This window comes from Bradyrhizobium sp. AC87j1 (assembly GCF_002936975.1).
GTDB classification, from domain to species: domain Bacteria; phylum Pseudomonadota; class Alphaproteobacteria; order Rhizobiales; family Xanthobacteraceae; genus Bradyrhizobium; species Bradyrhizobium shewense.
This window is the reverse complement of record NZ_PTFE01000010.1, coordinates 94,650-117,247: the sequence shown is the minus strand read 5'-3', so window position 1 is coordinate 117,247 and position 22,598 is coordinate 94,650. Positions and strand designations below refer to the sequence as shown.

At 65.2% G+C, this 22,598-nt stretch carries 19 protein-coding genes; 15 read left to right on the top strand and 4 right to left on the bottom strand.

What is annotated here, in order from left to right:
- The first annotated feature begins 188 nt into the window (after positions 1-188).
- The 5 genes from CV770_RS08775 (at position 189) to CV770_RS08755 (ending at position 5,303) form a co-directional block, all read left to right on the top strand.
- The gene (locus tag CV770_RS08775) at positions 189-1,034 is read left to right on the top strand and encodes an ABC transporter permease (protein ID WP_091964586.1); all 846 of its coding nucleotides are present in this window, start codon (positions 189-191) and stop codon (positions 1,032-1,034) included.
- 4 nt (positions 1,035-1,038) lie between these two features.
- A complete protein-coding gene (locus CV770_RS08770) occupies positions 1,039-1,824 on the top strand; it encodes an ABC transporter ATP-binding protein (protein WP_104462037.1) in 786 nt (261 codons plus the stop codon).
- A 54-nt stretch (positions 1,825-1,878) separates the two neighbouring features.
- Complete coding sequence (locus tag CV770_RS08765; RefSeq protein WP_104462036.1) at positions 1,879-2,388, top strand: OsmC family protein; 510 nt, start codon at positions 1,879-1,881, stop codon at positions 2,386-2,388.
- 177 nt (positions 2,389-2,565) lie between these two features.
- Complete coding sequence (locus CV770_RS08760) at positions 2,566-3,375, top strand: hypothetical protein (protein WP_104462035.1); 810 nt, start codon at positions 2,566-2,568, stop codon at positions 3,373-3,375.
- A gap of 251 nt (positions 3,376-3,626) precedes the next feature.
- Positions 3,627-5,303 carry a methyl-accepting chemotaxis protein gene (locus CV770_RS08755; protein ID WP_104462034.1) on the top strand — a complete coding sequence of 559 codons (1,677 nt, stop codon included), beginning with the start codon at positions 3,627-3,629 and terminating at the stop codon, positions 5,301-5,303.
- Positions 5,304-5,402: 99 nt separating this feature from the next.
- Here the strand turns inward: CV770_RS08755 and mutS are convergent, their stop codons facing one another.
- Entirely contained in the window at positions 5,403-8,141 is a 2,739-nt protein-coding gene (mutS, locus tag CV770_RS08750; protein ID WP_104462033.1) for a DNA mismatch repair protein MutS, read from the bottom strand.
- 216 nt (positions 8,142-8,357) lie between these two features.
- On the opposite strand from mutS, the gene pcaF reads away from it, so the two are divergent.
- The 6 genes from pcaF (at position 8,358) to CV770_RS08720 (ending at position 15,061) form a co-directional block, all read left to right on the top strand.
- Positions 8,358-9,566, top strand: a complete 1,209-nt coding sequence (gene pcaF / locus CV770_RS08745) for a 3-oxoadipyl-CoA thiolase (RefSeq protein ID WP_104462032.1) — start codon at positions 8,358-8,360, stop codon at positions 9,564-9,566.
- Between the two features lie 119 nt (positions 9,567-9,685).
- Entirely contained in the window at positions 9,686-10,579 is an 894-nt protein-coding gene (locus CV770_RS08740; RefSeq protein ID WP_201759764.1) for a dioxygenase family protein, read from the top strand.
- A gap of 94 nt (positions 10,580-10,673) precedes the next feature.
- Positions 10,674-11,375: a protocatechuate 3,4-dioxygenase subunit beta gene (pcaH, locus tag CV770_RS08735; RefSeq protein ID WP_091964501.1), complete on the top strand. Its 702-nt coding sequence runs from the start codon at positions 10,674-10,676 to the stop codon at positions 11,373-11,375.
- Entirely contained in the window at positions 11,376-11,978 is a 603-nt protein-coding gene (gene pcaG, locus CV770_RS08730) for a protocatechuate 3,4-dioxygenase subunit alpha (protein WP_091964498.1), read from the top strand.
- 254 nt (positions 11,979-12,232) lie between these two features.
- Entirely contained in the window at positions 12,233-13,921 is a 1,689-nt protein-coding gene (locus CV770_RS08725; protein WP_104462030.1) for a methyl-accepting chemotaxis protein, read from the top strand.
- A 48-nt stretch (positions 13,922-13,969) separates the two neighbouring features.
- Positions 13,970-15,061: a phosphotransferase gene (locus tag CV770_RS08720; RefSeq protein ID WP_104462029.1), complete on the top strand. Its 1,092-nt coding sequence runs from the start codon at positions 13,970-13,972 to the stop codon at positions 15,059-15,061.
- A gap of 190 nt (positions 15,062-15,251) precedes the next feature.
- On the opposite strand, the gene CV770_RS08715 is transcribed toward CV770_RS08720, so the two are convergent.
- The 3 genes from CV770_RS08715 to CV770_RS08705 are packed head-to-tail and all read right to left on the bottom strand — an operon-like array spanning position 15,252 to position 18,464.
- The gene (locus CV770_RS08715; RefSeq protein WP_104462028.1) at positions 15,252-16,808 is read right to left on the bottom strand and encodes an MDR family MFS transporter; all 1,557 of its coding nucleotides are present in this window, start codon (positions 16,806-16,808) and stop codon (positions 15,252-15,254) included.
- 17 nt (positions 16,809-16,825) lie between these two features.
- Complete coding sequence (locus CV770_RS08710) at positions 16,826-17,989, bottom strand: HlyD family secretion protein (RefSeq protein ID WP_104462027.1); 1,164 nt, start codon at positions 17,987-17,989, stop codon at positions 16,826-16,828.
- Positions 17,982-18,464 carry a MarR family winged helix-turn-helix transcriptional regulator gene (locus CV770_RS08705; RefSeq protein ID WP_026201730.1) on the bottom strand — a complete coding sequence of 161 codons (483 nt, stop codon included), beginning with the start codon at positions 18,462-18,464 and terminating at the stop codon, positions 17,982-17,984. The genes CV770_RS08710 and CV770_RS08705 overlap by 8 nt, the downstream gene beginning before the upstream one ends.
- Before the next feature lie 156 nt (positions 18,465-18,620).
- On the opposite strand from CV770_RS08705, the gene CV770_RS08700 reads away from it, so the two are divergent.
- The 4 genes from CV770_RS08700 to CV770_RS08685 all read left to right on the top strand — a co-directional run bounded on the left by CV770_RS08700 (position 18,621) and on the right by CV770_RS08685 (position 22,560).
- Complete coding sequence (locus CV770_RS08700) at positions 18,621-19,115, top strand: Fur family transcriptional regulator (RefSeq protein WP_018316739.1); 495 nt, start codon at positions 18,621-18,623, stop codon at positions 19,113-19,115.
- Positions 19,116-19,150: 35 nt separating this feature from the next.
- Positions 19,151-20,104 (top strand): DMT family transporter, encoded by a 954-nt coding sequence (locus tag CV770_RS08695; RefSeq protein ID WP_091964480.1) that lies wholly within the window; start codon positions 19,151-19,153, stop codon positions 20,102-20,104.
- A gap of 12 nt (positions 20,105-20,116) precedes the next feature.
- Complete coding sequence (gene ispG / locus CV770_RS08690; protein ID WP_091964477.1) at positions 20,117-21,400, top strand: flavodoxin-dependent (E)-4-hydroxy-3-methylbut-2-enyl-diphosphate synthase; 1,284 nt, start codon at positions 20,117-20,119, stop codon at positions 21,398-21,400.
- A 263-nt stretch (positions 21,401-21,663) separates the two neighbouring features.
- The gene (locus tag CV770_RS08685; protein WP_104462026.1) at positions 21,664-22,560 is read left to right on the top strand and encodes a TauD/TfdA dioxygenase family protein; all 897 of its coding nucleotides are present in this window, start codon (positions 21,664-21,666) and stop codon (positions 22,558-22,560) included.
- Positions 22,561-22,598: the final 38 nt, after the last annotated feature.

Here is a 22,598-nt window from a genome sequence, read left to right as displayed (position 1 = left end):
GGAGGGTCGATCGCGCGCAGCGCGAGCGGGGTGGGGTGATCTCTCCGCTCGGGCACCGTCTGTCGCGGAGAGACTGTCACCCCGCCCCGTCTCATATTTCGCTGCGCTCAATATGAGCCGACCCTCCCCCTCCACGGGAGGGTAAGAGGCTCCTTGCAATCCCCAATCAGACGCGCTTGCTAATGGCCATGATCTCCGACGCGCCAGCCTTGCAACAATCCTCGGAACCCGCCGAAAGCGCTACCGCGCCCTCGCGCGCCGCGCGCTATGCGCGGCCGATGCTGGGGCTCCTGTTGCCGCTCGCGCTCGCGCTCGGCTGGGAGCTGGTGGTCTGGTTCGGCTGGTCCAACGGCCGGCTGGTGCCGCCGCCCTCGCGCGTCTTCGCCACCATTGCTGAGCTTGCCCGTTCTGGCGAGCTGGTCCGCCACATCGTAGCGACGCTGTGGCGCGTCTCGCTCGGCTTCGCGTTCGGCGTGGTCGCAGGCACGGTGCTCGGCGCCATCTCCGGCTACTGGTCGCTGGCGCGCCGGCTGCTCGATCCGACCGTGCAGGCCCTGCGCGCGATCCCGTCGCTGGCCTGGGTGCCGCTGTTCATTCTCTGGCTCGGCATCTTCGAGACCTCGAAGATCGCGCTGATCGCAGTCGGGGTGTTCTTTCCGGTCTATCTCGGCGTGATGGGCGCGATCCTCTCGGTGGATCGCAAGATCGTCGAGGTCGGCCGGACCTTTCGCCTCTCGGGCTTCGCCATGATCCGCCGCATCCTGCTGCCGGCGGTGCTGCCGGCCTATGTGGTTTCCCTGCGCGTCGGTCTCGGCCTCGGCTGGATGTTCGTGGTCGCGGCCGAGCTGATCGGCGCCTCCGAAGGCCTCGGCTATCTCCTGCTCGACGGCCAGCAGCTCGGCAAGCCCGCGCAGATCCTGGCCGCCATCGTGATCTTCGCCATCCTCGGCAAGCTCACGGACTGGTTGATCGAGGTCGCGGCCGCGCCTTTCCTGCGCTGGCAGGATGCCTTCGGGCGCGCGAAGGGAGCTTGAGGCAATGCTGGCGCTCGACCGGGTCAGCAAGACCTATCCCAACGGCGTACAGGCGCTTTCGCGCTTCTCCGCCGAAATCAAGCTGGGCGAGATCATCGCCATCATCGGCGGCTCCGGCTGTGGCAAGTCCACGCTGCTGCGCGCCATCGCCGGGCTCGATCGCGCCAGCGCTGGCACGGTGACGCTCGACCATGAGGCGATCGTCTCGCCGCATGCCAAGATCGGCATCATCTTCCAGGAGCCGCGGCTGCTGCCCTGGCTCAGCGTCGCCGACAATATCGGTTTTGGACTCGCCGATCTGCCCGCGGCCGAGCGCCGCGAGAAGGTCGCGCGTGCGCTCGAACGCGTCGGGCTGGCGGAAAAGGCGCAGGCCTGGCCGCGCGAGCTCTCCGGCGGACAGGCGCAGCGGGTTGCGATCGCACGCGCGCTGGTGCCGCAGCCGGAGGTGCTGCTGCTGGACGAGCCGTTCTCCGCGCTCGATGCCTTCACCCGCAGGGATCTCCAGGATCATCTGCTCGACCTCTGGGCGGACACGCGGCCGACCCTCATCCTCGTCACACACGACGTCGACGAGGCCGTGGTGCTGGCCGACCGCGTGCTGGTGATGCGGCCGCGGCCGGGCCGGTTGTTCGACCAGATCGAGATCAATCTCGGACGGCCGCGCGACCGCAATTCGCCGTTGTTCGAGAATTTCAAGCGAAGTGTGCTGGCGTCACTCGACCGTTCGCTTGACCGCAACGTGCCCGACCGTGACGCAACCCAGGGTCCCGGTCAGGCCATGTGGTGGTGACAATTTCGCTCTGAACCGGTACATCGAGGGGCAATTTTCCGGGAGAGAACGAAAATGGACGCTGCAGAGCTGCGCCAGATGCAGGCTCCGATCAAGGAGCGCTACAAGACCGATCCCAAGACCGCACTGATCACGCTGAAGGCCAAGGGCTCCACCGACAGCGAAGGCATCGCCTGCAAGGTCGAGACCGGCCGCGCCATCGCGCTTGCCGGCCTTCATCCGGCGACCGGCGGTTCCGGCCTCGAGCTTTGCTCCGGGGACATGTTGCTTGAGGCGCTTGTCGCCTGTGCCGGCGTCACCCTGAAATCGGTCGCGACTGCGATCGAGGTGCCGCTCAAGACCGGCAACGTCTATGCCGAGGGCGATCTCGATTTCCGCGGCACGCTCGGCGTCGACAAGGAGACCCCGGTCGGCTTCGCCGAGATCCGTCTGCGCTTCGAGGTCGACACATCAGCGCCGCAGGACAAGCTCGATCTCCTGCTCAAGCTGACCGAGCGCTATTGCGTGGTCTATCAGACCATCAAGAACGGCCCGAAGGTGTCGGTGTCGATGCAGCGGATATGAGTCTCTTACCCTCCCCTGGAGGGGGAGGGTCGATCGCGCATAGCGCGAGCGGGGTGGCGTGATCTCTCCACTCGGGCACCGTCGCCGTTGAGAGACTGTCACCCCGCCCCGTCGCATATTTCGCTGCGCTCAATATGAGCCGACCCTCCCCCTCCAGGGGAGGGTAAGAAGCCAAAAATGTCCCCCGATCTCCACTTCTTCCTCTTCCTTCTCCTGCGCATGGCGATCGCGGCGGCGTTCGTCGTGACGGCCTCGATCATCACCGAGCGCGCGGGTCCGGTGATCGGCGCGCTGGTCGCGACCCTGCCGATCTCGGCCGGTCCCTCCTACGTCTTCCTCGCACTCGACCACGATGCCGCCTTCATCGCGCAGGGTTCGCTGGCGAGCCTGCCGATCAATGCGGCGACGATCTTCATGTGCGTCATTTATGTCGTGTTGGCGCAGCGGCACAGTCTCGCGGTGAGTTGTGGAAGTGCGGTCGCCGTCTGGATCGTGCTGGCCTCGATCATCCGCCAGTTCGACTGGTCGCTCACCGCCGGGCTCGCCGCCAATCTGATCGCCTTCGGCATCTGCATTCCGCTCCTGGCGGGCTATCGCCATGTGAAGATGCCGCTGGTCACGCGCCGCTGGTACGACGTGCCGATGCGGGCTGCACTGGTCGCGACCCTGGTCGCCATCGTGGTCTCGACCTCGGGCTGGGTAGGCCCCCGCATCAGCGGCATCATCGCGCTGTATCCCGTGGTGTTCTCCAGCATCATGGTGATCCTGCATCCGCGCATCGGCGGCCCGCCGACCGCAGCCGTGCTCGCCAACTCCGCCTGGGGCCTGCTCGGATTCGGCACGGCGATTGCCGTCCTGCACGTTGCGGTGGTGTCGTTCGGCTCGGCCGTCGGTCTGTGTCTTGCGCTCGGCACCTGCATCGCCTGGAATCTGACGCTGTGGGGAATCGGCCGGCATAGGATGCACAAGGCGCGGCAAGGGCCGTGAGACTACGGACACGCGCGACATCGCGTCGCGAAAGGACATGTCGGAGACCGCATCTCATGCCGACAGGCAACGCAGCATCTTCCCAAGCCATTGAATGAGAAATGTCATTTCAAGTCGCAGGGGGCGCGGATGGCGGCTCTCGACGCCCGCCGGATCGTTCCCGGCCCTGCTGGTTTCCGACATTTCTATTAGAACTTTGTTCGAGCTTTTCCCGTACGAAGTATCGCGTATTTCGAGATGGAGATTGTTTGATGTTCGGTCGCAAGTCCCACAGCGATGCACAAGGGCGGCTCGACGCCATAGGCCGTTCGCAGGCTATGATCGAATTCAATCTCGATGGCTCGATCATCACGGCCAACCAGAATTTTCTCGACGCCCTCGGCTATCGGCTTGACGAGATTCAGGGCAAGCATCACTCCATGTTCGTGCCGGGCGACCAGCGCGATACCGCCGAGTACAAGGCGTTCTGGGCTGCATTGAACCGTGGCGAGTATCAAGCGCGCGAGTTCAAGCGGATCGCGAAGGGTGGCCGCGAGGTTTGGATCGAAGCATCCTACAATCCGGTGCTCGACGGCAACGGCAAGACGGTGATGGTCGCCAAGATCGCGACCGACATCACCGCGAAGAAGATCCGGAGCATGACGGATGCGTCGAAGATCGCCGCCATCAGCCGCGCCCAGGCCGTCATCGAATTCAAGCTCGACGGCACCATCGTCACCGCCAACGAGAATTTCTGCAAGACGCTCGGCTATTCGCTGGCCGAGATCGAGGGCAAGCATCACAGCCTGTTCATGCCGCAGGCCGACCGCGACGGCGCGGCCTATCGCGAGTTCTGGGCTGCGCTCAACCGGGGTGAATACCAGGCCGGCGAGTTCAAGCGCATCGGCAAGGGCGGCCGCGAAGTGTGGATTCTCGCCTCCTACAACCCGCTGCTCGACGAGAACGGCAAACCTTACGGCGTCGTCAAGTTCGCAACCGACGTCACCGCGGAGAAGCTGAAGAACGCCGATCTCGCCGGTCAGATATCGGCGATCGACAAGGCCCAGGCCGTGATCGAGTTCAACATGGACGGCACGATCATCGCCGCCAACGCCAACTTCCTCGGCGCACTCGGCTACTCGCTGGCCGAGATCAAGGGCAAGCACCACAGCATGTTCGTCGAGCCCGCGGAGCGCGACGGCGCGGCTTATCGCGAGTTCTGGGCCGCGCTCAACCGCGGTCAGTACCAGGCGGCCGAATACAAGCGCATCGGCAAGGGCGGCAAGGAGGTCTACATCCAGGCCTCCTATAACCCGATCCTCGATCTCAACGGCAAGCCGTTCAAGGTCGTGAAATACGCCACCGACACCACGCGGCAAGTGCTGGTCCGCATGGGCAACGAGCGCGTGCGCGGCATGATGGAATCGGTCGCCGCCGGCTCGGAGGAACTGAACGCTTCGGTGCGGGAGATCTCCGAGGCGATGACCAAGTCCCGCGAGACCGCGATGAGCGCGGTGGAGCAGGTCGCCTCAGCCGACGCTCAGGCTCAGCGCCTCACCGAGGCAGCGCAGTCGATGAGCGGCATCGTCGAGATGATCAACAGCATCACCGGCCAGATCAACCTCCTGGCGCTGAACGCCACGATCGAATCCGCACGGGCCGGCGAAGCCGGCCGCGGCTTTGCGGTGGTTGCCTCCGAAGTGAAGAGTCTCGCCAATCAGGCCAAGCAGGCCACCGACAAGATCGGCCAGGAGATCGGCAGCCTCAACGGCATCTCCGGCGACGTCGTCAGCGCGCTCGGCTCGATCAAGCAGGCGATCAACAATGTCAGCGAATACGTGACATCGACCGCCGCTGCCGTCGAGGAGCAGAGCACGGTGACGAACGAGATGTCGACCAGCATGCAGCGCGCCGCCGCGGAGGCGGCAGCGATCGCGGCGAGGGCGTAGCCAGGCGCACAGTCATTCCGGGGCGCCTCGAAGAGGCGAACCCGGAATCTCGAGATTCCGGGTCTGGTCCTTCGGACCATCCCGGAATGACGGTCTGATCTATGCCTTCGGCAGCTTGGCCTTCAGCGCATACAACGCATCGAGCGCCTCGCGTGGCGACATCTCGTCGGGGTGCAGCGCCTTCACGGCGTCCATCAGCAATTCGGCTTCGCTCGGCGGAGCAGCTTCCGCTGCCGCGCGTGAGGGCACGGCGAATAACGGAAGATCGTCCACCAGCGCCCGTGCGGTCTGGCCGCGGTCCTGCGCCTCCAGCTTGGAGAGCACCGACTTCGCGCGCGTGATCACCGCCGGGGGCAGGCCGGCGAGCTTGGCGACCTGGATGCCGTAGGAGCGGTCGGCCGAGCCCGGCAGCACCTCGTGCAGGAACACGACATTGCCCTGCCACTCCTTCACCCGCACCGTGGCGTTGAACATCCGCGGCAGCTTTGCCGAGAGCGCGGTCAGTTCATGATAATGCGTGGCGAATAGCGTGCGGCAGCGATTGCTTTCGTGCAGATGCTCGATCGCAGCCCAGGCGATCGAGAGACCGTCGAAGGTCGCGGTGCCGCGGCCGATCTCGTCGAGGATCACGAGTGAGCGCTCGCCGGCCTGGTTTAGGATCGCCGCGGTCTCGACCATTTCGACCATGAAGGTGGAGCGACCGCGGGCGAGATCGTCGGCGGCGCCGACGCGCGAGAACAGCCGGTCGATGATGCCGATCCGCGCGCGCGTGGCCGGCACGAAGCTGCCGATCTGGGCAAGAAGGGCAATCAGCGCGTTCTGACGCAGGAAGGTCGATTTACCGGCCATGTTGGGACCGGTGAGCAGCCAGAGCTGGCCGGATTTTTGCGCAGGGCTTGGTGAGAGGTCGCAGGCATTGGCGATGAACGGCTCGCCATTGCGCTTCAGAGCCTGCTCCACCACCGGATGGCGGCCGGCCTCGATCGCAAAGCCGAGCGAGTCGTCCACATCCGGCCGCACATAATTATCGTCGACGGCGAGCTTTGCGAGTGATGTCGCAACGTCGAGCAAGGCGAAGGCGTGGGCGGCGGCGCGCAGATCGTCGCTGATCGCCATGGCCTTGGCTGACAGCCGCTCGAAAATCTCGAGCTCTAGGCCGAGCGCGCGATCGCCGGCATTGGCGATCTTGGCTTCGATCTCGCCCAACTCGGAGGTGGTGAAGCGCACCTGCCCCGCCAGCGTCTGGCGATGAATGAAAGTCGCGTTCAGCGGCGCCGACATCAGCTTGTCGCCGTGCTGCGCGGTCACCTCGACGAAATAGCCGAGCACGTTGTTGTGCCGGATCTTCAGGCCTTTCACGGATGTCGTGTCGGCGTAGCGCGCCTGCATCGAGGCCACAACGAGACGCGAGGCATCGCGCAGGTTTCGGGCTTCGTCGAGCGCGGGCTCATAGCCCTGTCGAACGAAGCCGCCATCGCGCTTGATCAGCGGCAGCTGCTCGTCGAGCGCGCTGGCGAATTCGGCCGCGAGCTCGCGCGAGGGCCTCTGCAACGCCGCCATCACCACCGCGATCTCCTGCGGCGGCTGATCTAGCTCGGAAAGCCGCGCCAGCACCTGGTCGGCGGCGACGATGCCGTCGCGGATGCCTGCGAGGTCGCGCGGGCCGCCGCGGCCGACCGAGAGACGCGCCAGCGCGCGCGACATGTCGGGCGCGCCGCGCAAAATGCTGCGGATGTCTTCGCGCGCGGCGGAATCGGCGACGAAGACGCTGACCGCATCGAGCCGGCGCGCGATCGCCGGCGCATCCGTCAGCGGCGCGGCCAGGCGTTGGGCAAGCAGGCGCGAGCCCGCCGAGGTCACCGTGCAGTCGATCGCATCGAGCAGCGAGCCGCGGCGTTCGCCCGCGAGCGTCCGGGTCAGCTCGAGATTGGCGCGCGTGGCTGGATCGATCGCCATCGTCGCGCCCGAGGCCTCGCGCGCGGGCGGCGACAGCGGCGGATGCTTGCCGACCTGGGTGCGGTCGACATAAGTGACGGCTGCTGCTGCTGCTGTGGCCTCCAGCCGCGTCAGCTGCGCCAGCCCGTCCATGGTCGCGACGGCAAAGTAATCGCACAGCCGCTTCTCGGCGGTGGCGCCGTCGAAGACGTCGCGGGTCAGCGGGGTCACGGCCGGCAGCTCGCGCAAGGTCTGTCCGAGCTCGCTGTCGTTATAGAGCGCGTCGGTGACGATCGCCTCGTTCGGGTTGATGCGCGCCAGCGTTGCGGCGAGCTCGCCGCCCGAACATTCCATCACGGTGAACTCGGCGGTCGAGATGTCGATCCAGGCGAGGCCGAAGCGGTCGCCGCCGGCAGAGGAGCGGGCGCGCGCGATTGCGAGCAGATAGTTATTCGCGCGCGCATCGAGCAGCGTGTCCTCGGTCAGCGTGCCCGGCGTGACCAGCCGCACCACGCCGCGGCGCACCACGCTCTTGTTGCCGCGCGCCTTGGCGGCGGCGGGATCCTCGGTCTGCTCGCAGACCGCGACGCGGTGCCCGGCCGATATCAGGCGGTGCAGATAGTCCTCGGAGCGCTCGACCGGCACGCCGCACATCGGGATGTCGGCGCCCTGGTGCTTGCCGCGCTTGGTCAGCACGATGCCGAGCGTCCTGGAGGCGATCTCGGCGTCCTCGAAGAACAATTCGTAGAAATCGCCCATCCGGTAGAACAGCAGCAGGCCCTGGTGCGCCGCCTTGATCTCCAGGTACTGTTCCATCATCGGCGTGACGCGCGCGATGGCTTCCGCTGGCGAGGCGGGCGCTTCGTCGGGAGGAGGTACGGGTATCGGCTGTTGCATGGTCATGGGCGGCGCAACCTACAAAATTTCGCCTCCTGCTCCTATCGCTTTGGCCGGGAAGGGGAGGTTTTCCACGTTGTCCGCATTGCGGCATGCGTGGCCGGCGTGTGGCCCCCTCGGAACACGCGTGTATCGGTCGATTGACCTGCTGCGGGCGCCCTCCTAAAACTCCGCCGTCATTGAAGAATTTGGGCCGAACCGCGGCATTCAGGGAGAACAACGATGCGTGATGTCTTTATCTGCGATGCCGTGCGGACCCCGATCGGCCGCTTCGGCGGCTCGCTCGCCAAGGTGCGCGCCGACGATCTCGCCGCAGCCCCGATCAAGGCACTGATGACCAAGCATCCTAATCTCGACTGGGCGCAGGTGGACGAAGTCTTCTTCGGCTGTGCCAACCAGGCCGGCGAGGACAACCGCAACGTCGCCCGCATGGCGCTCCTGCTCGCAGGTCTGCCGGATTCGGTTCCCGGCCAGACGCTCAACCGGCTCTGCGCCTCGGGCCTCGATGCGGTCGGTGCGGCCGGCCGCGCCATCCGCTCCGGCGAGATCGAGCTTGCCATTGCCGGCGGCGTCGAATCCATGACCCGCGCGCCCTTCGTGATGGGCAAGGCGCAAGAGGCCTTCTCGCGCTCGGCCGAGATTTTCGACACCACCATCGGCTGGCGCTTCATCAATCCGCTACTGAAGGCGCAGTACGGCGTCGACGCCATGCCGGAGACCGGCGAGAACGTCGCCGAGGAATTCCAGGTCTCGCGCGCCGACCAGGACGCTTTCGCCATCCGCTCGCAGCAGCGCGCGGGCGCAGCGATCGCGGCCGGCTATTTTGCGGAAGAAATCATCCCGATCACCATTCCCGGCGGCAAGGCGGGTTCCATCACCGTCGACAAGGACGAGCATCCGCGTCCCGAGACCACGCTCGAAGGTTTGGCAAAACTGAAGCCGATCGTACGCAATCCCGGCACGGTGACCGCCGGCAATGCTTCCGGCGTCAATGACGGCGCCGCCGCGATGATCCTGGCGTCGGAAGCTGCGGTGAAGAAGCATGGCCTGACGCCGCGCGCGCGCATCCTCGGCCTTGCCTCGGCCGGCGTGCCGCCGCGCATCATGGGCATCGGTCCCGTGCCCGCGACCCGCAAGCTGATGGAGCGGCTCGGCAAGAAGATCAGCGATTTCGACCTGATCGAGCTCAACGAGGCCTTCGCCTCGCAAGGCATCGCCTGCATGCGCCAGCTCGGCGTCGCCGACGATGCGGATTTCGTCAATCCGCATGGCGGCGCCATCGCGCTCGGCCATCCCCTCGGCATGAGCGGCGCGCGCCTCGCGCTCACCGCCGTCCACGGCATGGAGAAGCGCGGCGGCAAGCTCGCGCTCGCCACCATGTGCGTCGGCGTCGGCCAGGGCGTCGCGGTCGCGATCGAGAGGCTGAACTGACGGTCCACGCAGTGAACCGTCATCCCGGAGCCGCTCGTTAGAGCGGAATCCGGGATCTCGAGGTTCCGGGTTCAGCCCTGTCGGGCTGCCCCGGAATGACGGACGATCGGGAGGCGGGCATGATCATCGAGCGCGAGCAGGACGTCACGGCCGCGGCACTGGCGGTGATGGAGCGGACTTCCGATCCGCGCATGCGCCAGATCATGATCTCCCTGGTCAAGCATTTGCACGGCTTCGTGCGCGACGTCCGCCTGACCGAGAAGGAGTTTCGCGATGCCACCGCTGTCATCGCCGAGCTCGGCAAGCTGACCACCGACACGCACAACGAAGTGGTGCTGATGGCGGGCTCGCTCGGCGTGTCGCCGCTGGTGTGCCTGCTCAACAACGGCGATCAGGGCAATACCGAAACCGATCAGTCGCTGCTCGGGCCATTCTGGCGGTTGAACTCGCCGCGGGTCGAGAATGGCGGATCGATCGTCCGCTCCGAGACACCGGGCGCGCCGCTGTTCGTGAACGGCCGCGTCGTGGACAAGGACGGTCGTCCGGTCGTCGGCGCCGAGGTCGATGTCTGGCACGCCTCTCCGGTCGGCCTCTACGAGAACCAGGATCCTGACCAGGCCGACATGAACCTGCGTGGCAAGTTCACGACCGACCAGGATGGGCGCTTCTCCTTCCGTTCGGTGATGATGGTGGGCTATCCCATTCCGACGGGCGGCGTGGTCGGCCGCCTGCTGGAGGCGCAGAGCCGCCATCCCTATCGCCCCGCGCATTTGCATGCCCTGATCTTCAAGCCGGGCTTCAAGGTCCTGATCTCGCAGGTCTACGATCCCAACGATCCCCATATCGACAGCGACGTGCAGTTCGGCGTGACGCAGGCGCTGATCGGCAAGTTCCTGCGTCATGACGCGCCACATCCGACCGAACGCGATGTTGCGACGCCCTGGTATTCGCTCGACCATGTCTACCGGCTCGAAGTCGGGGAAGCCGTACTGCCGCGTCCGCCGATCAAATAGGGCTCAAACCCGCTTCCCCCAATTAGTTATATCCTATAATGATTGGCGGAAGCGTTGTCCGGCCGGACCACAATGGCCGGGGAGGAGTTCGCCCATGACATTCATCTATCCCACTGACAGCAACAAGGCGCATCCGCTGCCGCTGTCGCCCGACTACAAGAGCTCGATCAAGCGCGCGCCGAACAAGCCCTTGATCCCGATGCGGCACACCCTGTCGGAGCTGACCGGTCCGGTCTACGGCCACGAAACCGTGCGGGAGGGCGATGCCGACCTCACCACCCAGCATACCGGCGAGCCGATCGGCGAACGCATCATCGTGCACGGCCATGTGCGCGACGAGAATGGCCGCGGCGTGCCGAATTCATTGGTCGAGATCTGGCAGGCCAATTCCTGCGGTCGCTATGTCCATGTCCGCGACCAGCATCCGGCGCCGCTCGATCCGAACTTCACCGGTGCCGGCCGTACCGTGAGCGATGCCGCCGGCTACTATCGTTTCGTCACCATCAAGCCCGGCGCCTATCCCTGGGGCAATCACCACAATGCCTGGCGTCCGGCACACATCCATCTGTCGGTGTTCGGCCATTCCTTCGTCACGCGCCTCGTGACGCAGATGTATTTTCCGAACGATCCGCTGTTCCCGTTCGATCCGATCTTCAACTCGGTGCCGGACGAGAAGGCGCGAGCGCGGATGGTCTCCTCGTTCGATCTCGAGAACACCCAGCCCGAATGGGCGCTGTGCTACCGCTTTGACGTCGTGCTGCGCGGCAAGAACGCCACCCCCATGGAGAATCACTAAGTGCAGGATTCTGTGACGCCCGACGGGATCACCCCATCGCAGACGGTCGGCCCGTTCTTCAAATATGGCCTGACGCCGAACGGCGAATACGCATGGAACGACGCGTTCACCAACTCGACGCTCACGCCAGACGTCACCGGCGAGCGCATCCGCATCGAGGGGCGTGTGTTCGACGGTGACGGTGTTGCCGTGCCGGATTGCATGCTGGAGATCTGGCAGGCGGACGCGCAGGGTCGCTTTGCCGACCCGCAGGACAAGCGTGCGCTGCCGAATGCGAGCTTCCGCGGCTTTGCCCGTTGCGGCACCGACAAGGACGGCAATTACGCGTTCGAGACCATCAAGCCGGGCACGGTGCCGGATCCCGATGGCAAGCCGCAGGCGCCGCACATCCTCCTTGCGGTGTTCGGCCGCGGCATGCTGCGGCATCTCTACACCCGGATCTATTTCGGCGACGAGGCCGGCAACGCCGCCGACCCCGTGCTGGCGCTGGTGCCCACCGAGCGCCGCGCCACGCTGACTGCGGTGCGCGAAGCCGGCAAGCCGGCCTACCGGCTCGACCTGCGGCTCCAGGGCGACAACGAGACGGTGTTCTTCGACGTGTGAGACAATGCGTGCCGGAGGCTTGGTCGCCGGCACGCATGTCTCATCTGGCGCATCGAAGCCGAGGCTGCCTCCGGCCGAAACGATTCTCCCGCACGTGTGTGCGTCAGCCTCGCTGACTCAAATACCGACGACTTAACGTCAAATTCCCGTAGTTAGACGGGGTTCGCGCGATACAATTTCGGCGCGAAGCAATCCCGTATTTACCGTATTCGTCTAGGGTGGCTGCAGTTTTGACACCGCCCTGGATTGTTTTCATGAAATTTCGTCTGTCGTTGTCATCTGCGATCATTGCGTTCGGCATCGTTCTCGCCATCGGTTTTGCCGCCGTGGTTTCGACCAGCCTCTACGCCTTGAAAGAGCTCAAGGTCGGCGGTCCGCTCTACTCCGACATCAAGCTCGGCAACGACCTCATCGCGGACATTCTGCCGCCGCCGGAATATGTCATCGAGGCCTATCTCGAGGCGACCCTGGCCATGCGCGAGCCGGACCAGCTGGCGGCCCACGGCGAACGTCTGGCCCAGCTCCGCAAGGACTACGACGAGCGCAAGGCGTTCTGGGTCACCTCCAGCCTCTCGGCCGACCTGAAAACGGCGCTGGTGTCCAAGTCCGACGCCGAGGTGCAGAAGTTCTGGAAGGCGTCCGACCAGCTCCTGCCGGCCCTCAAGGCCAAGGACGCCGCTGCGTCCGAGCGCATCTATGCGCAGGTGAAGGACGCCTACACCGCGCATCGCGCCGTGATCGACAGCATCGTCGAGAACGCCAACAAGCAGAATGCCGCCATGGAAAAGCTGGCCGCGGACCGTGACAGCTCGATGCTTTATATCCTCCTCGGCGTCTCCGCCGCTGTCCTGGCTCTCGTTGCCGCGGGCCTGCTCGGCGTTGCCCTCGGCGTGGTGCGCCCGATCGTGCGCATGACGGGCACGATGCAGAAGCTTGCGACCGGCGATCTCGCCGCCGACATTCCTTTCGCTGACCGTAAGGACGAGGTCGGCTCGATGGCGGGGGCGCTTGTGGTATTCAAGCAGGCGGCGGTCGAGAATTCCCGCCTGCGCGAGGAGCAGTTGCGGCAGGAGCACGAGGCGGCGCTCGCCAAGCGCTCCGCCCTGCACCAGATGGCCGAAACCGTCGAGCGCGAGACCGGCCGGTCGGTCGACACCGCCGGCGCAGCGACGCAAGGCGTGGAGCGGGCGGCGTCCAGCCTGTCGGAGATCGCGAGGTCGCTCTCCGCGCAATCGCAGGCGGTCGCGGCGGCCTCCACCCAGGCCCTGAGCAGTTCGCAGACCGTCTCGGCCGCGGCTGAAGAGCTGAGCGCCTCGATCCGCGAGATCGCAAGCCAGGTCGTGCGGACCAGCACCGTCACAAAATCGGCTGTCGCCGGCCGCGAGCAGGCGCGTTCGACCATCCAGGCACTGGCCGGATCGGTGAAGAAGATCGCCGAGGTCTCCGACCTCATCGGCGGCATCGCCGGCCAGACCAACCTCCTGGCGCTCAACGCCACGATCGAGGCCGCCCGTGCCGGCGAGGCCGGCCGCGGCTTCGCCGTGGTCGCCGCCGAAGTGAAGTCCCTGTCCGACCAGACCGCCAAATCCACCGAGGAGATCACGCGGCTGATCACCGAGATTCAGGCCTCGACGCAGGCCGCGGTCGATGCCGTCGAGACGATGGGAGGGCACATCGTCGAGATCGACGGCGTGGCGACCTCGGTTGCCGCCGCGATGGAAGAGCAGGACGCCGCGACGCGGGAGATCACGCGGTCGATTTCCGAATCGGCTTCAGCGGCGAAGGAGGTCTCGGCCAAGATCGGCAATGTCAGCCGCGACGCCGCTTCCGTGGACAAGCGCGCCGCCGAGGTCAGGCAGGCGATCGCCGGCATGGCGGCCAATCTCGAACAGCTTCGGTCGGTCGTGGTGCGGACCGTGCGCGACTCGACCGAGGCGGCTTGAGCGCGGCGTCGGTTCGGCCGCTGGTGCGTGGGGCTATGATCGTGCAGTATGGCGCGGGACAGGGGCATCGTGAATTTCATGACACCTCCACAACTGCCTGATGTCGTTGAGCCCGCCCGACTGACGGCGGCACTGCGCAGAGGCGGCGTGCTGGACGCCGGCGCGGTCCGCGAGGTGAAGGTGCTGCATCAGCGCGACACCGTCGTGTCACACATCGTCCGCCTCGGTCTGCGCTATGTCGGCGAATCCGGCGGCGCGCCGCAGACACTGATCCTGAAGACCGCGAATTCCGACTTCGCCGAGAAGCTTGCCAATGGCGGCCGGCACGAGGTCGAATACTACACGCGACTGACGCCAAGCATGCCGCAGGGCTTGGTGCCCCGCTGCTTCGACGGACATTTCGACGAGGGCAACGTCACCTGGCATCTCCTGCTCGAGGACCTCACAGACAGCCACGACATCGCGGCGGCCTGGCCGCTGCCGCCGTCGCGTGAACAGACGATCGCTATCGTCACTTCGCTCGCACACTGGCATGCGGCCTGGTGGGACCATCCGAGCCTCGGCGACACCGTCGGCACCTGGGCGAGCCCTGAGGACAGTGCGGAGCGCATGGAGACCTTCGCGGGCCATTACGACCGCTTTGCCGATTTTCTCGGTGATCGCCTCAGCGAGGAGCGGCGTACCCTCTATCGCCGCCTCATCGATCAGTCGGACCGGCTGTCCCAGCGTTACCACTCACGCCGTCACCTCAGCATCACCCACGGCGATGCCCATGTCTGGAATTTCCTGCTGCCGCGCGCCGGCGTTGCCGATACCGTGCGCATCTTCGATTTCGACCTGTGGAGCATCAACGTTCCAGCCCACGACCTCGCCTACATGATGGCAATGCATTGGTATCCGGAACGCCGGCAGGCGCTCGAACGCTCGCTGCTCAATCTCTACCATGACACGTTGATCGAAAGCGGCATCACCGGCTACACGCGCGGTGCGCTCGATCGCGACTACCGCTGGGCGGTGCTCTGGCAGATCACGAGGCCGGTCTGGCAGTGGAGCATCAACATCCCGCCGGTGATCTGGTGGAATAATCTGGAGCGGATATTTGCGGCCGTGGATGATCTGGGCTGCGAGGAGTTGTTGTAGGGGACGCGCCACAATTTCGGTGTCGTCCCTCCGAACGCAGGGACCGATAACCACAGGGAGAGGTTATGGCGCGAGACTGGTAACTCCGAGTCTTCACCAAACCACTGCCGGTGATTATGGATCCCGGATCTGCGCTTCGCTCCGCTGCGCTTGTCCGGGACGACAGTGGAGATTGGTGGTCGACCGCGTCCTACTCCATCACCGCATGCTCCGGTCCCGCCGCCTGCTTGCGCAGCGTGGCCTTGGTCGAGCCGATCAGCAAGGCGAGCGGGATGGTGCAGAGGATGAAGCACATCACCAGCTGATAGTCGTAGGCGAAGGCGATGATCTGCGCCTGCACGCTGACCATCCTGTCGGCCATGGCGCGGCCGGCGTCGGTAGACAGGTTGATCAGGCCCCTGACGTCGGGCATCTGCAGTGCATGGTTGAACGGGTTGATGTGCTCGGACAGGATCGCATAGGTCCGCCGCGTCCCCTGCGTCAATTGGGCAATGACGACGGAAATGCCGACCGAGCTCGCGACGTTGCGCATCAGGGTCAGCATCGCGGTGCCGTCAGTGCGGAGATCGTTCGACAGCGTCAGGAACGCCACGGTCGAGAGCGGCACGAAGACCAGGCCGAAGCCGAAGCCTTGGATGACGCTGACGGTGACGATCTCCGGCACCTGGGTCAAATCGGTCCAGCCGGTCATCTGGAACAGCGAGGCCGCGGTCAGCGTCAGGCCGGCGATGATCAGCGTGCGCGCCTCGAAATAACGCATCATGCGGCCGACCAGCATCATGGCGAAGAAGGTGCCGAAGCCGCGGCTCGCCAGCAAGAGGCCGGCGGTGATGATGGGATAGCCGATCACGTTCTGCATATAGGGTGAGGCCAGCGCCATGGTCGAGAACAGCACGAGCCCCATCACGATCATGAACACGCAGCCGGTGACGAAGTTGCGGTCCCGAAACAGCGCGAAGCGGATGAACGGGGTCGAGGTCGTGAAGGAGTGCGCGAGGAAGAAGTAGAAGGCGACGGCCGAGACGATGAACTCCGCGAGGATCTCATTGGATTCCAGCCAGCCCAATTGCTCGCCACGGTCGAGGGCGAGCTGAAGCGAGCCGATCGCGACCGCCAGCGCAGCGAAGCCGAACCAGTCGAATTTGAGGCTGAGATTCTTGTCGGTCTCGTCCATGAAGACGATCAGCCCGAGCACGGTGATGAAGCCGAACGGCAGGTTGACGAAGAACACCCAGTGCCAGGAATAGGTCTCGGTCAGCCAGGCCCCCAGCGAGGGCCCCATGATGGGGCCCATCATCACGCCCATGCCCCAGATCGACATCGCCTTGGCGCGCTCCTGGAGCGTGTAATAGTCGAGCATCACCGATTGCGACAGCGGCACCAGGGCCGCGCCGAACACGCCCTGCAGCAGGCGGAACAGCACCATCTGGTTGATGTCCTGGGCCAGGCCGCACAGCACCGAGGCCATCGTGAAGCCGGCCGAGCAGATGATGAAGATGCGCTTTCGGCCGAAGCGGTTGGCGATCCAGCCGACCGGCGCCGTCATGATCGCGGCGGCGACGATGTAGGAGGTCAGCACCCAGTTGATCTGGTCCTGTGAGGCCGACAGCGTGCCCTGCATGTAGGGCAGGGCGACGTTAGCGATGGTGGTGTCCAGCGCCTGCATGATGGTCGCGGTCATGGCGCAGATCGTCACCATGTTCCGGCGCAGGCCGGGGACCATCAGGCTGGCATTGGGACCGGACATCAGATCAGTCCTTGCGTTCAGTCTTTATCCTGGCTCGCTGTCGCCGACAGGCCAAGCAGGCCGGCGAGCGAGCGCTGATGACCGGTGTCGATGGTGGCGTAGACGCTCATGCCAGCCTTCAGCTTCCGCACATATTTGTCGGTCTCGTCGAAATAGATGCGGATCGGCACGCGCTGCACCACCTTGACGAAATTGCCGGTGGCATTCTGCGGCGGCAGGATCGCGAATTGCGCACCGGTACCGGGGGAGAGCGAGCCGATCTTGCCCTTGAAGACGTGGTTCGGGAACGCGTCGACCTCGAGCGTGACCGGCTGTCCTTCGGTGACGTGCGTGAGGTCGCTCTCCTTCGGATTGGCGTCGACCCAGGGGTGGGCGACGTCGATGATGGAAAACACCGGCGTGCCGGCGGCGACATAGCGGCCGAGCTGGATCTGCTCGACCTGCGTCGCCACGCCGTCCATCGGCGCGCGCAGCACGGTGTGGTCGAGGTTGCGCTGGGCATCGTCCAGCTTGGCCTTCGCCTGTGCGTAAGGCGGGAATTGTTCCAGCGGCAATTCGGGGTCGCCGAGCAGCTGCGTCTTGGCGTTGGAGAGCTGTTGCTTGATGTACTGCGCCTGCGCGCCGGCGGTGACCAGCGCATTCGAGGCGTTGTCGAGATCGAGCTGCGAGCCGTAATTGTTCTTCACCAGCGCCTGCTTGCGCTCGACATCGCGCTGCTTCAAATCGATGCCTTGCTGGGCGAGGCCCAGCATGTCGCCATAGATCTTGATGTTGGCGACGAGGTTGTCGTAGGTCGTGCGGGCCTGCGCGAGCTGCGCCTTGGCTTCGTCCACCGCGTGGCGAAACGGAGCGGGGTCGATCTCGAACAGCTCGTCGCCCTGCTTGACGGACTGGCCTTCCTTCACGACGACCTTCTGGATCTTGCCGGAGATGTCGGGCGTCACCAGCACCTTCTGCGCGCCGACATAGGCGTCGTCGGTGCCGACATAGCGGCCGCCATGCAGGTAGAAAGTGATGCCGCCGATGGCGGCGGTGACAGGCAGTACGACCAGGAGCAGGAAGCGGCGGTAACGCCGCAGGCCCGCGACCAGGCGACGGCGCGGGTCGGTGCCGGCTTTCTTGGTGGGCTTGCCGCTGTCGGTCTTCTGCTCGGGCTGGAACTTGAGGACTTGGTCAGCCATAGCGCTGCTCCTTACGCGCCTGTTCCGCGCCGCTGGTCTGGATCGCGGTACGCACGTTTTCCTTGATGGTTTCGAGCTGGGTCAGGAGGCGATGGGCGTCCGCCGGCGTGATGCCGTCGAGCGCGTTGGCCGTGAGCTCGGACTTCAGCCCGCTCATCCGGCCCAGCAATTGCCGGCCGGCCTTCCTCAGATACAGGCGCTTGACGCGGCGGTCCGAAGCGTCGCTGCGGCGCTCGATCCAGTCATTGTCGCAGAGCTTGTCGATCAGGCGGGTCAGCGTGATCGGCTGCATCTCGAGCAGCTCCGCGAGTTCCGACTGCTTCATGCCTTCGCTGCGCTCGACCTTGGCCAGCACCGCCCATTGCGCCCGGGTGATGCCGAACCGCGATGCCTCCTTGTCGGCATAGACGCGCAAGAGGCGGTAGAGCTCACCGAGCGTGAACAGGAAGTTCTGGTCGACGGACCCGCGGGTCATAAGCTTGGTCTCCAATAAGCTTGGGATATAATAAGCAAGCTTATGATTATTCCATGGCGGATTATCAGGATGCTGTCCCGCAGCGCGAGCATGGCTGGCAGCCGGTCGCAGGGTCGTGCTTTGGGTTCCCGGGCTCAAATGCTAGAACGTGGCCGCATGACCCTCGCAAAGCCGGCATTTCCCGCGCCTGACCACGATCACGGCCGCTGCACCGCGGATGCGCTGGCGCATGCCGAGGAGGTCTGCAAGCAGCGCGCACAGAAATTCACGCCGATACGCCGTCAGGTGCTGGGGGCCTTGCTCTCCAGCCATCGCCCGCTCGGCGCCTATGAGGTGATCGACGAGCTTGCCAAATCGATGTCGCGGCCGGCGCCGATCACGGTCTATCGCGCGCTCGATTTCCTGATGGCCAACGGCCTCGTGCACCGCATCGAGAGCCGCAACGCCTATCTCGCCTGCGCCGCCCACGACCACGACGCGACCTCGGCGGTGGCGTTCCTGATCTGCGAGCGCTGCGGCCTGGTCGGAGAGATCCCGTCGGCATCATTCGCCGGGGATCTCAATGCTGCGGCGCGCAGCTCGGGCTTTGCGCCTAAATTGTCCGTGGTGGAGATCACGGGCGTCTGCACCCATTGTCAGAAAGCTGCATAGAGCAACAACGGCGCAAAGCCGGTAATCGGGAAGAGATGTCCTCGCCACAAGCCAACTATTCCGCCGCACGTCCCCTCAGTGCCGGCGCCATCGCCTTGATGCTCATGCTGTGCCTGACCTGGGGGTTCAACCAGATCGCGGTGAAGCTGGTGCTGCCGGACATTCCGCCGATGCTGCAGGCCACGATCCGGTCGGCGGGCGCGCTGCCGGTGCTGTTCCTCATCGGCACGTTTCGCGGCGTCAAATTCTTCGAGAATGATGGCACGTGGAAGCCGGGCCTGATTGCCGGGCTGATGTTCGGCATCGAATTCGTGCTGATCTTCCAGGGGCTGCGTCTCACGTCAGCCTCGCGCGCAGTGGTGTTCCTCTACACCGCGCCGTTCTTCGTCGCGCTCGGCTCTTATCAGGTGCTCGGCGAACGGCTTGGCGCCTCGCAATGGCTGGGCCTCGCCATCAGCTTTGCCGGCGTCGCCCTCGCGATTGGCGTGCCGCAGCCCAATGTCGATTCGCATGTCCTGCTCGGCGACCTCATGATCGTCGGTGGCGCCGCGCTGTGGGCGGCCACCACGCTGGTAGCCAAGGGCACGAGGTTGCGGTTCGCCGCGCCCGAGAAGGCGCTGGGTTATCAGGTGGCGATCTCGATCCCGATCCTGGGACTGGCGGCCTGGTTGTTCGGCGAGACCATCACGCATACGCCGGCGCCGCTGTCGCTCGGCCTGATGGCCTTCCAGGCGATCTGGGTGGTTGGAACCACGTTCACGCTTTGGTTCGCTCTGGTGAAGGCCTATTCGGCCAGCAAATTGTCGGCTTTTACCTTCATCACCCCTTTGTTTGGCGTCGTGGGTAGCTATTTCATCATGCACGACACCCTAAGCTTGGCGTTCGGGGCGGCCGCCGTCCTTGTAATTGCTGGGCTTTTTCTGGTTAACCGTCCGAGCCAAGTCGCTGCGGCGCCGCGCGATGCATTGCTGAACGTCACCAAAACCTGATATTTGGACCCCATGAACAAGCCCGAAACCACCATCGATTCCGACATCGCGGGGCCTGCGCCGCGCCATCACACCACCCAGGTCAAGGTCGGCGACGTCGCCGTCGGCGGCGGTGCGCCGATCGTCGTGCAGTCGATGACCAACACCGACACCGCCGACATCGACGGTACCATTGCCCAGGTCGCAGCGCTCGCGCGCGCCGGCTCCGAAATGGTCCGCATCACCGTGGACCGGGAGGAAGCCGCGGCCGCCGTTCCGCACATTCGCGACGGCCTCGCCAAGCGCGGTATCACCACGCCGCTGATCGGCGACTTCCATTATATCGGCCACAAGCTGCTGGCGGCCTACCCGGCCTGCGCCGAGGCGCTCGCCAAGTACCGCATCAATCCCGGCAATGTCGGCTTCAAGGACAAGCGCGACACCCAGTTCGCCGACATCATCGAGATCGCCAACAAGAACAACAAGCCGGTCCGCATCGGCGCCAATTGGGGCTCGCTCGACCAGGAACTGCTGACCAAGCTGATGGACGAGAACACCGCCTCGTCCGACCCGCGCGATGCGCGCGCGGTGATGCGCGAAGCCATGGTGCAGTCGGCGCTGCTGTCGGCGGCGCGCGCCGAAGAGCTCGGCATGCCCAAGAACCGCATCATCCTCTCCGCAAAGGTCTCGGCGGTGCAGGATCTGATCGCGGTCTACGAGGTTCTCGCCAGCCGTTCCGATTACGCCATCCATCTCGGCCTCACCGAGGCCGGCATGGGCACCAAGGGCATCGTTGCCTCCTCCGCCGCGCTCGGCATCCTGCTTCAGCAGGGCATCGGCGACACCATCCGCATCTCGCTGACGCCGGAGCCCGGTGGCGACCGCACCCGCGAGGTGCAGGTCGGCCAGGAGCTGTTGCAGACGATGGGCTTCCGCACCTTCGTGCCCCTAGTCGCGGCCTGTCCCGGTTGCGGCCGCACCACCTCGACCACGTTCCAGGAGCTGGCAAGCTCGATCCAGGAGTTCATCCGCGACGAGATGCCGACGTGGAAGACGAAATTTCCCGGCGTCGAGGAGCTCAACGTCGCGGTGATGGGCTGCATCGTCAACGGCCCCGGCGAATCCAAGCACGCCAATATCGGCATCTCGCTGCCGGGCACCGGCGAAGCGCCTGCCGCGCCGGTTTTCGTCGACGGCAAGAAGTTCCGCACGCTGCGCGGCCCGACCATCTCCGCCGACTTCAAGGCGCTGGTCATCGACTACATCGAGCAGCGTTACGGCCAGGGCGCCAAGGTGCCGGTGACCGCGGCGGAGTGATTTCACTCCGCTCGCGCGCCACGCGCTTCCGTCGTCCCGGACAAGCGCGCCTCAAGCGCGCGCCGATCCGGGACCCATAACCACAGGACTGTGTGGTTATGACGGGCTGTCACTCCGAGTCTTCGCCAAACCAGATCCGGTTATGGGTCCCGGGTTCGCGCTACGCGCGCCCCGGGACGACAGCTGTGGTTGCAGCGCAGATTGCGTATCTGTCGTTGCGCGCTACGATAGCTCCCAATCAACAATGATCGGGAGCAACGCCCATGAGCTCACTCGCCGGCAAGCAAGGCCCGCGCTATCGCCACGCGGCGGAGGACGGCGCGCCCTACCAGACCATCGCGGTCGAGAAGCTCACGCCCATCATCGGCGCGGAAATATCGGGCGTCGACATCGGAAGGCTCGTCTCCGACGACGCGCGCTCAAATCAGCAGATGGACGAGATCCATCGCGCGCTCGCCGAAAACCTCGTCATCTTCTTTCGCGACCAGCAAATCACGCCGCAGCAGCATCTCGCCTTCGGTCGTAAGTTCGGCGAGCTGCATTTCCATCCCGCCGCGCCGCATGAGGACGAAGACCCGGCGCTGATGAAGATCTACGCGCACAAGAACTCGCCGCGCGCCAACGGCGAGGGCTGGCACTCCGACGTGTCCTGCGATCTCGAGCCGCCGATGGGCTCGATCCTCTACATCAAGCAGTGCCCGCCGCGCGGCGGCGACACGCTGTTCGCCAACATGTACGCCGCCTATGATGCGCTGTCCGACCGCATGAAGACCTATCTCGATGGGCTCACCGCGCTGCATGACGGCGAGCCGATCTATCGCGGGCTCTATGCGAACTATGGCGTTGCCGACCGTCCGTCCTATCCGAGCGCCGAGCACCCCGTGGTGCGGACGCATCCCGTCACTGGCAGAAAGGCGCTCTACGTCAATCGCGGCTTCACTCGCCACATCAACGGCATCCCGCGCGACGAGAGCGACGCGATGCTCGCCTATCTCTACCAGCACGCCGAGAACCCGCTGTTCCAGTGCCGCTTCCGCTGGACCGAGAACGCCATCGCCTTCTGGGACAACCGCTGCACTCAGCACCGCGCGATGTGGGACTACTGGCCCCACACGCGCTCGGGCACGCGGGTGACCGTGAAGGGCGAGCGGCCGGTTTAAGAAGACGGTGCGGTAGGGTGGGCAAAGGCGCGTCAGCG

What these genes read in the sequence shown, in the direction of transcription:
- CV770_RS08715 (WP_104462028.1), bottom strand. Translation starts at nt 16,808, where the DNA reads ATGTCCGGTCCCAATGCCAGCCTGATGGTCCCCGGCCTGCGCCGGAAC.
- CV770_RS08770 (WP_104462037.1), top strand. Translation starts at nt 1,039, where the DNA reads ATGCTGGCGCTCGACCGGGTCAGCAAGACCTATCCCAACGGCGTACAG.
- CV770_RS08775 (WP_091964586.1), top strand. Translation starts at nt 189, where the DNA reads ATGATCTCCGACGCGCCAGCCTTGCAACAATCCTCGGAACCCGCCGAA.
- CV770_RS08700 (WP_018316739.1), top strand. Translation starts at nt 18,621, where the DNA reads ATGACCCTCGCAAAGCCGGCATTTCCCGCGCCTGACCACGATCACGGC.
- pcaH (WP_091964501.1), top strand. Translation starts at nt 10,674, where the DNA reads ATGACATTCATCTATCCCACTGACAGCAACAAGGCGCATCCGCTGCCG.
- CV770_RS08705 (WP_026201730.1), bottom strand. Translation starts at nt 18,464, where the DNA reads ATGACCCGCGGGTCCGTCGACCAGAACTTCCTGTTCACGCTCGGTGAG.
- ispG (WP_091964477.1), top strand. Translation starts at nt 20,117, where the DNA reads ATGAACAAGCCCGAAACCACCATCGATTCCGACATCGCGGGGCCTGCG.
- CV770_RS08695 (WP_091964480.1), top strand. Translation starts at nt 19,151, where the DNA reads ATGTCCTCGCCACAAGCCAACTATTCCGCCGCACGTCCCCTCAGTGCC.
- CV770_RS08755 (WP_104462034.1), top strand. Translation starts at nt 3,627, where the DNA reads ATGTTCGGTCGCAAGTCCCACAGCGATGCACAAGGGCGGCTCGACGCC.
- CV770_RS08765 (WP_104462036.1), top strand. Translation starts at nt 1,879, where the DNA reads ATGGACGCTGCAGAGCTGCGCCAGATGCAGGCTCCGATCAAGGAGCGC.
- CV770_RS08710 (WP_104462027.1), bottom strand. Translation starts at nt 17,989, where the DNA reads ATGGCTGACCAAGTCCTCAAGTTCCAGCCCGAGCAGAAGACCGACAGC.
- CV770_RS08740 (WP_201759764.1), top strand. Translation starts at nt 9,686, where the DNA reads ATGATCATCGAGCGCGAGCAGGACGTCACGGCCGCGGCACTGGCGGTG.
- CV770_RS08685 (WP_104462026.1), top strand. Translation starts at nt 21,664, where the DNA reads ATGAGCTCACTCGCCGGCAAGCAAGGCCCGCGCTATCGCCACGCGGCG.
- CV770_RS08725 (WP_104462030.1), top strand. Translation starts at nt 12,233, where the DNA reads ATGAAATTTCGTCTGTCGTTGTCATCTGCGATCATTGCGTTCGGCATC.
- pcaF (WP_104462032.1), top strand. Translation starts at nt 8,358, where the DNA reads ATGCGTGATGTCTTTATCTGCGATGCCGTGCGGACCCCGATCGGCCGC.
- CV770_RS08760 (WP_104462035.1), top strand. Translation starts at nt 2,566, where the DNA reads ATGTCCCCCGATCTCCACTTCTTCCTCTTCCTTCTCCTGCGCATGGCG.
- CV770_RS08720 (WP_104462029.1), top strand. Translation starts at nt 13,970, where the DNA reads ATGGCGCGGGACAGGGGCATCGTGAATTTCATGACACCTCCACAACTG.
- mutS (WP_104462033.1), bottom strand. Translation starts at nt 8,141, where the DNA reads ATGACCATGCAACAGCCGATACCCGTACCTCCTCCCGACGAAGCGCCC.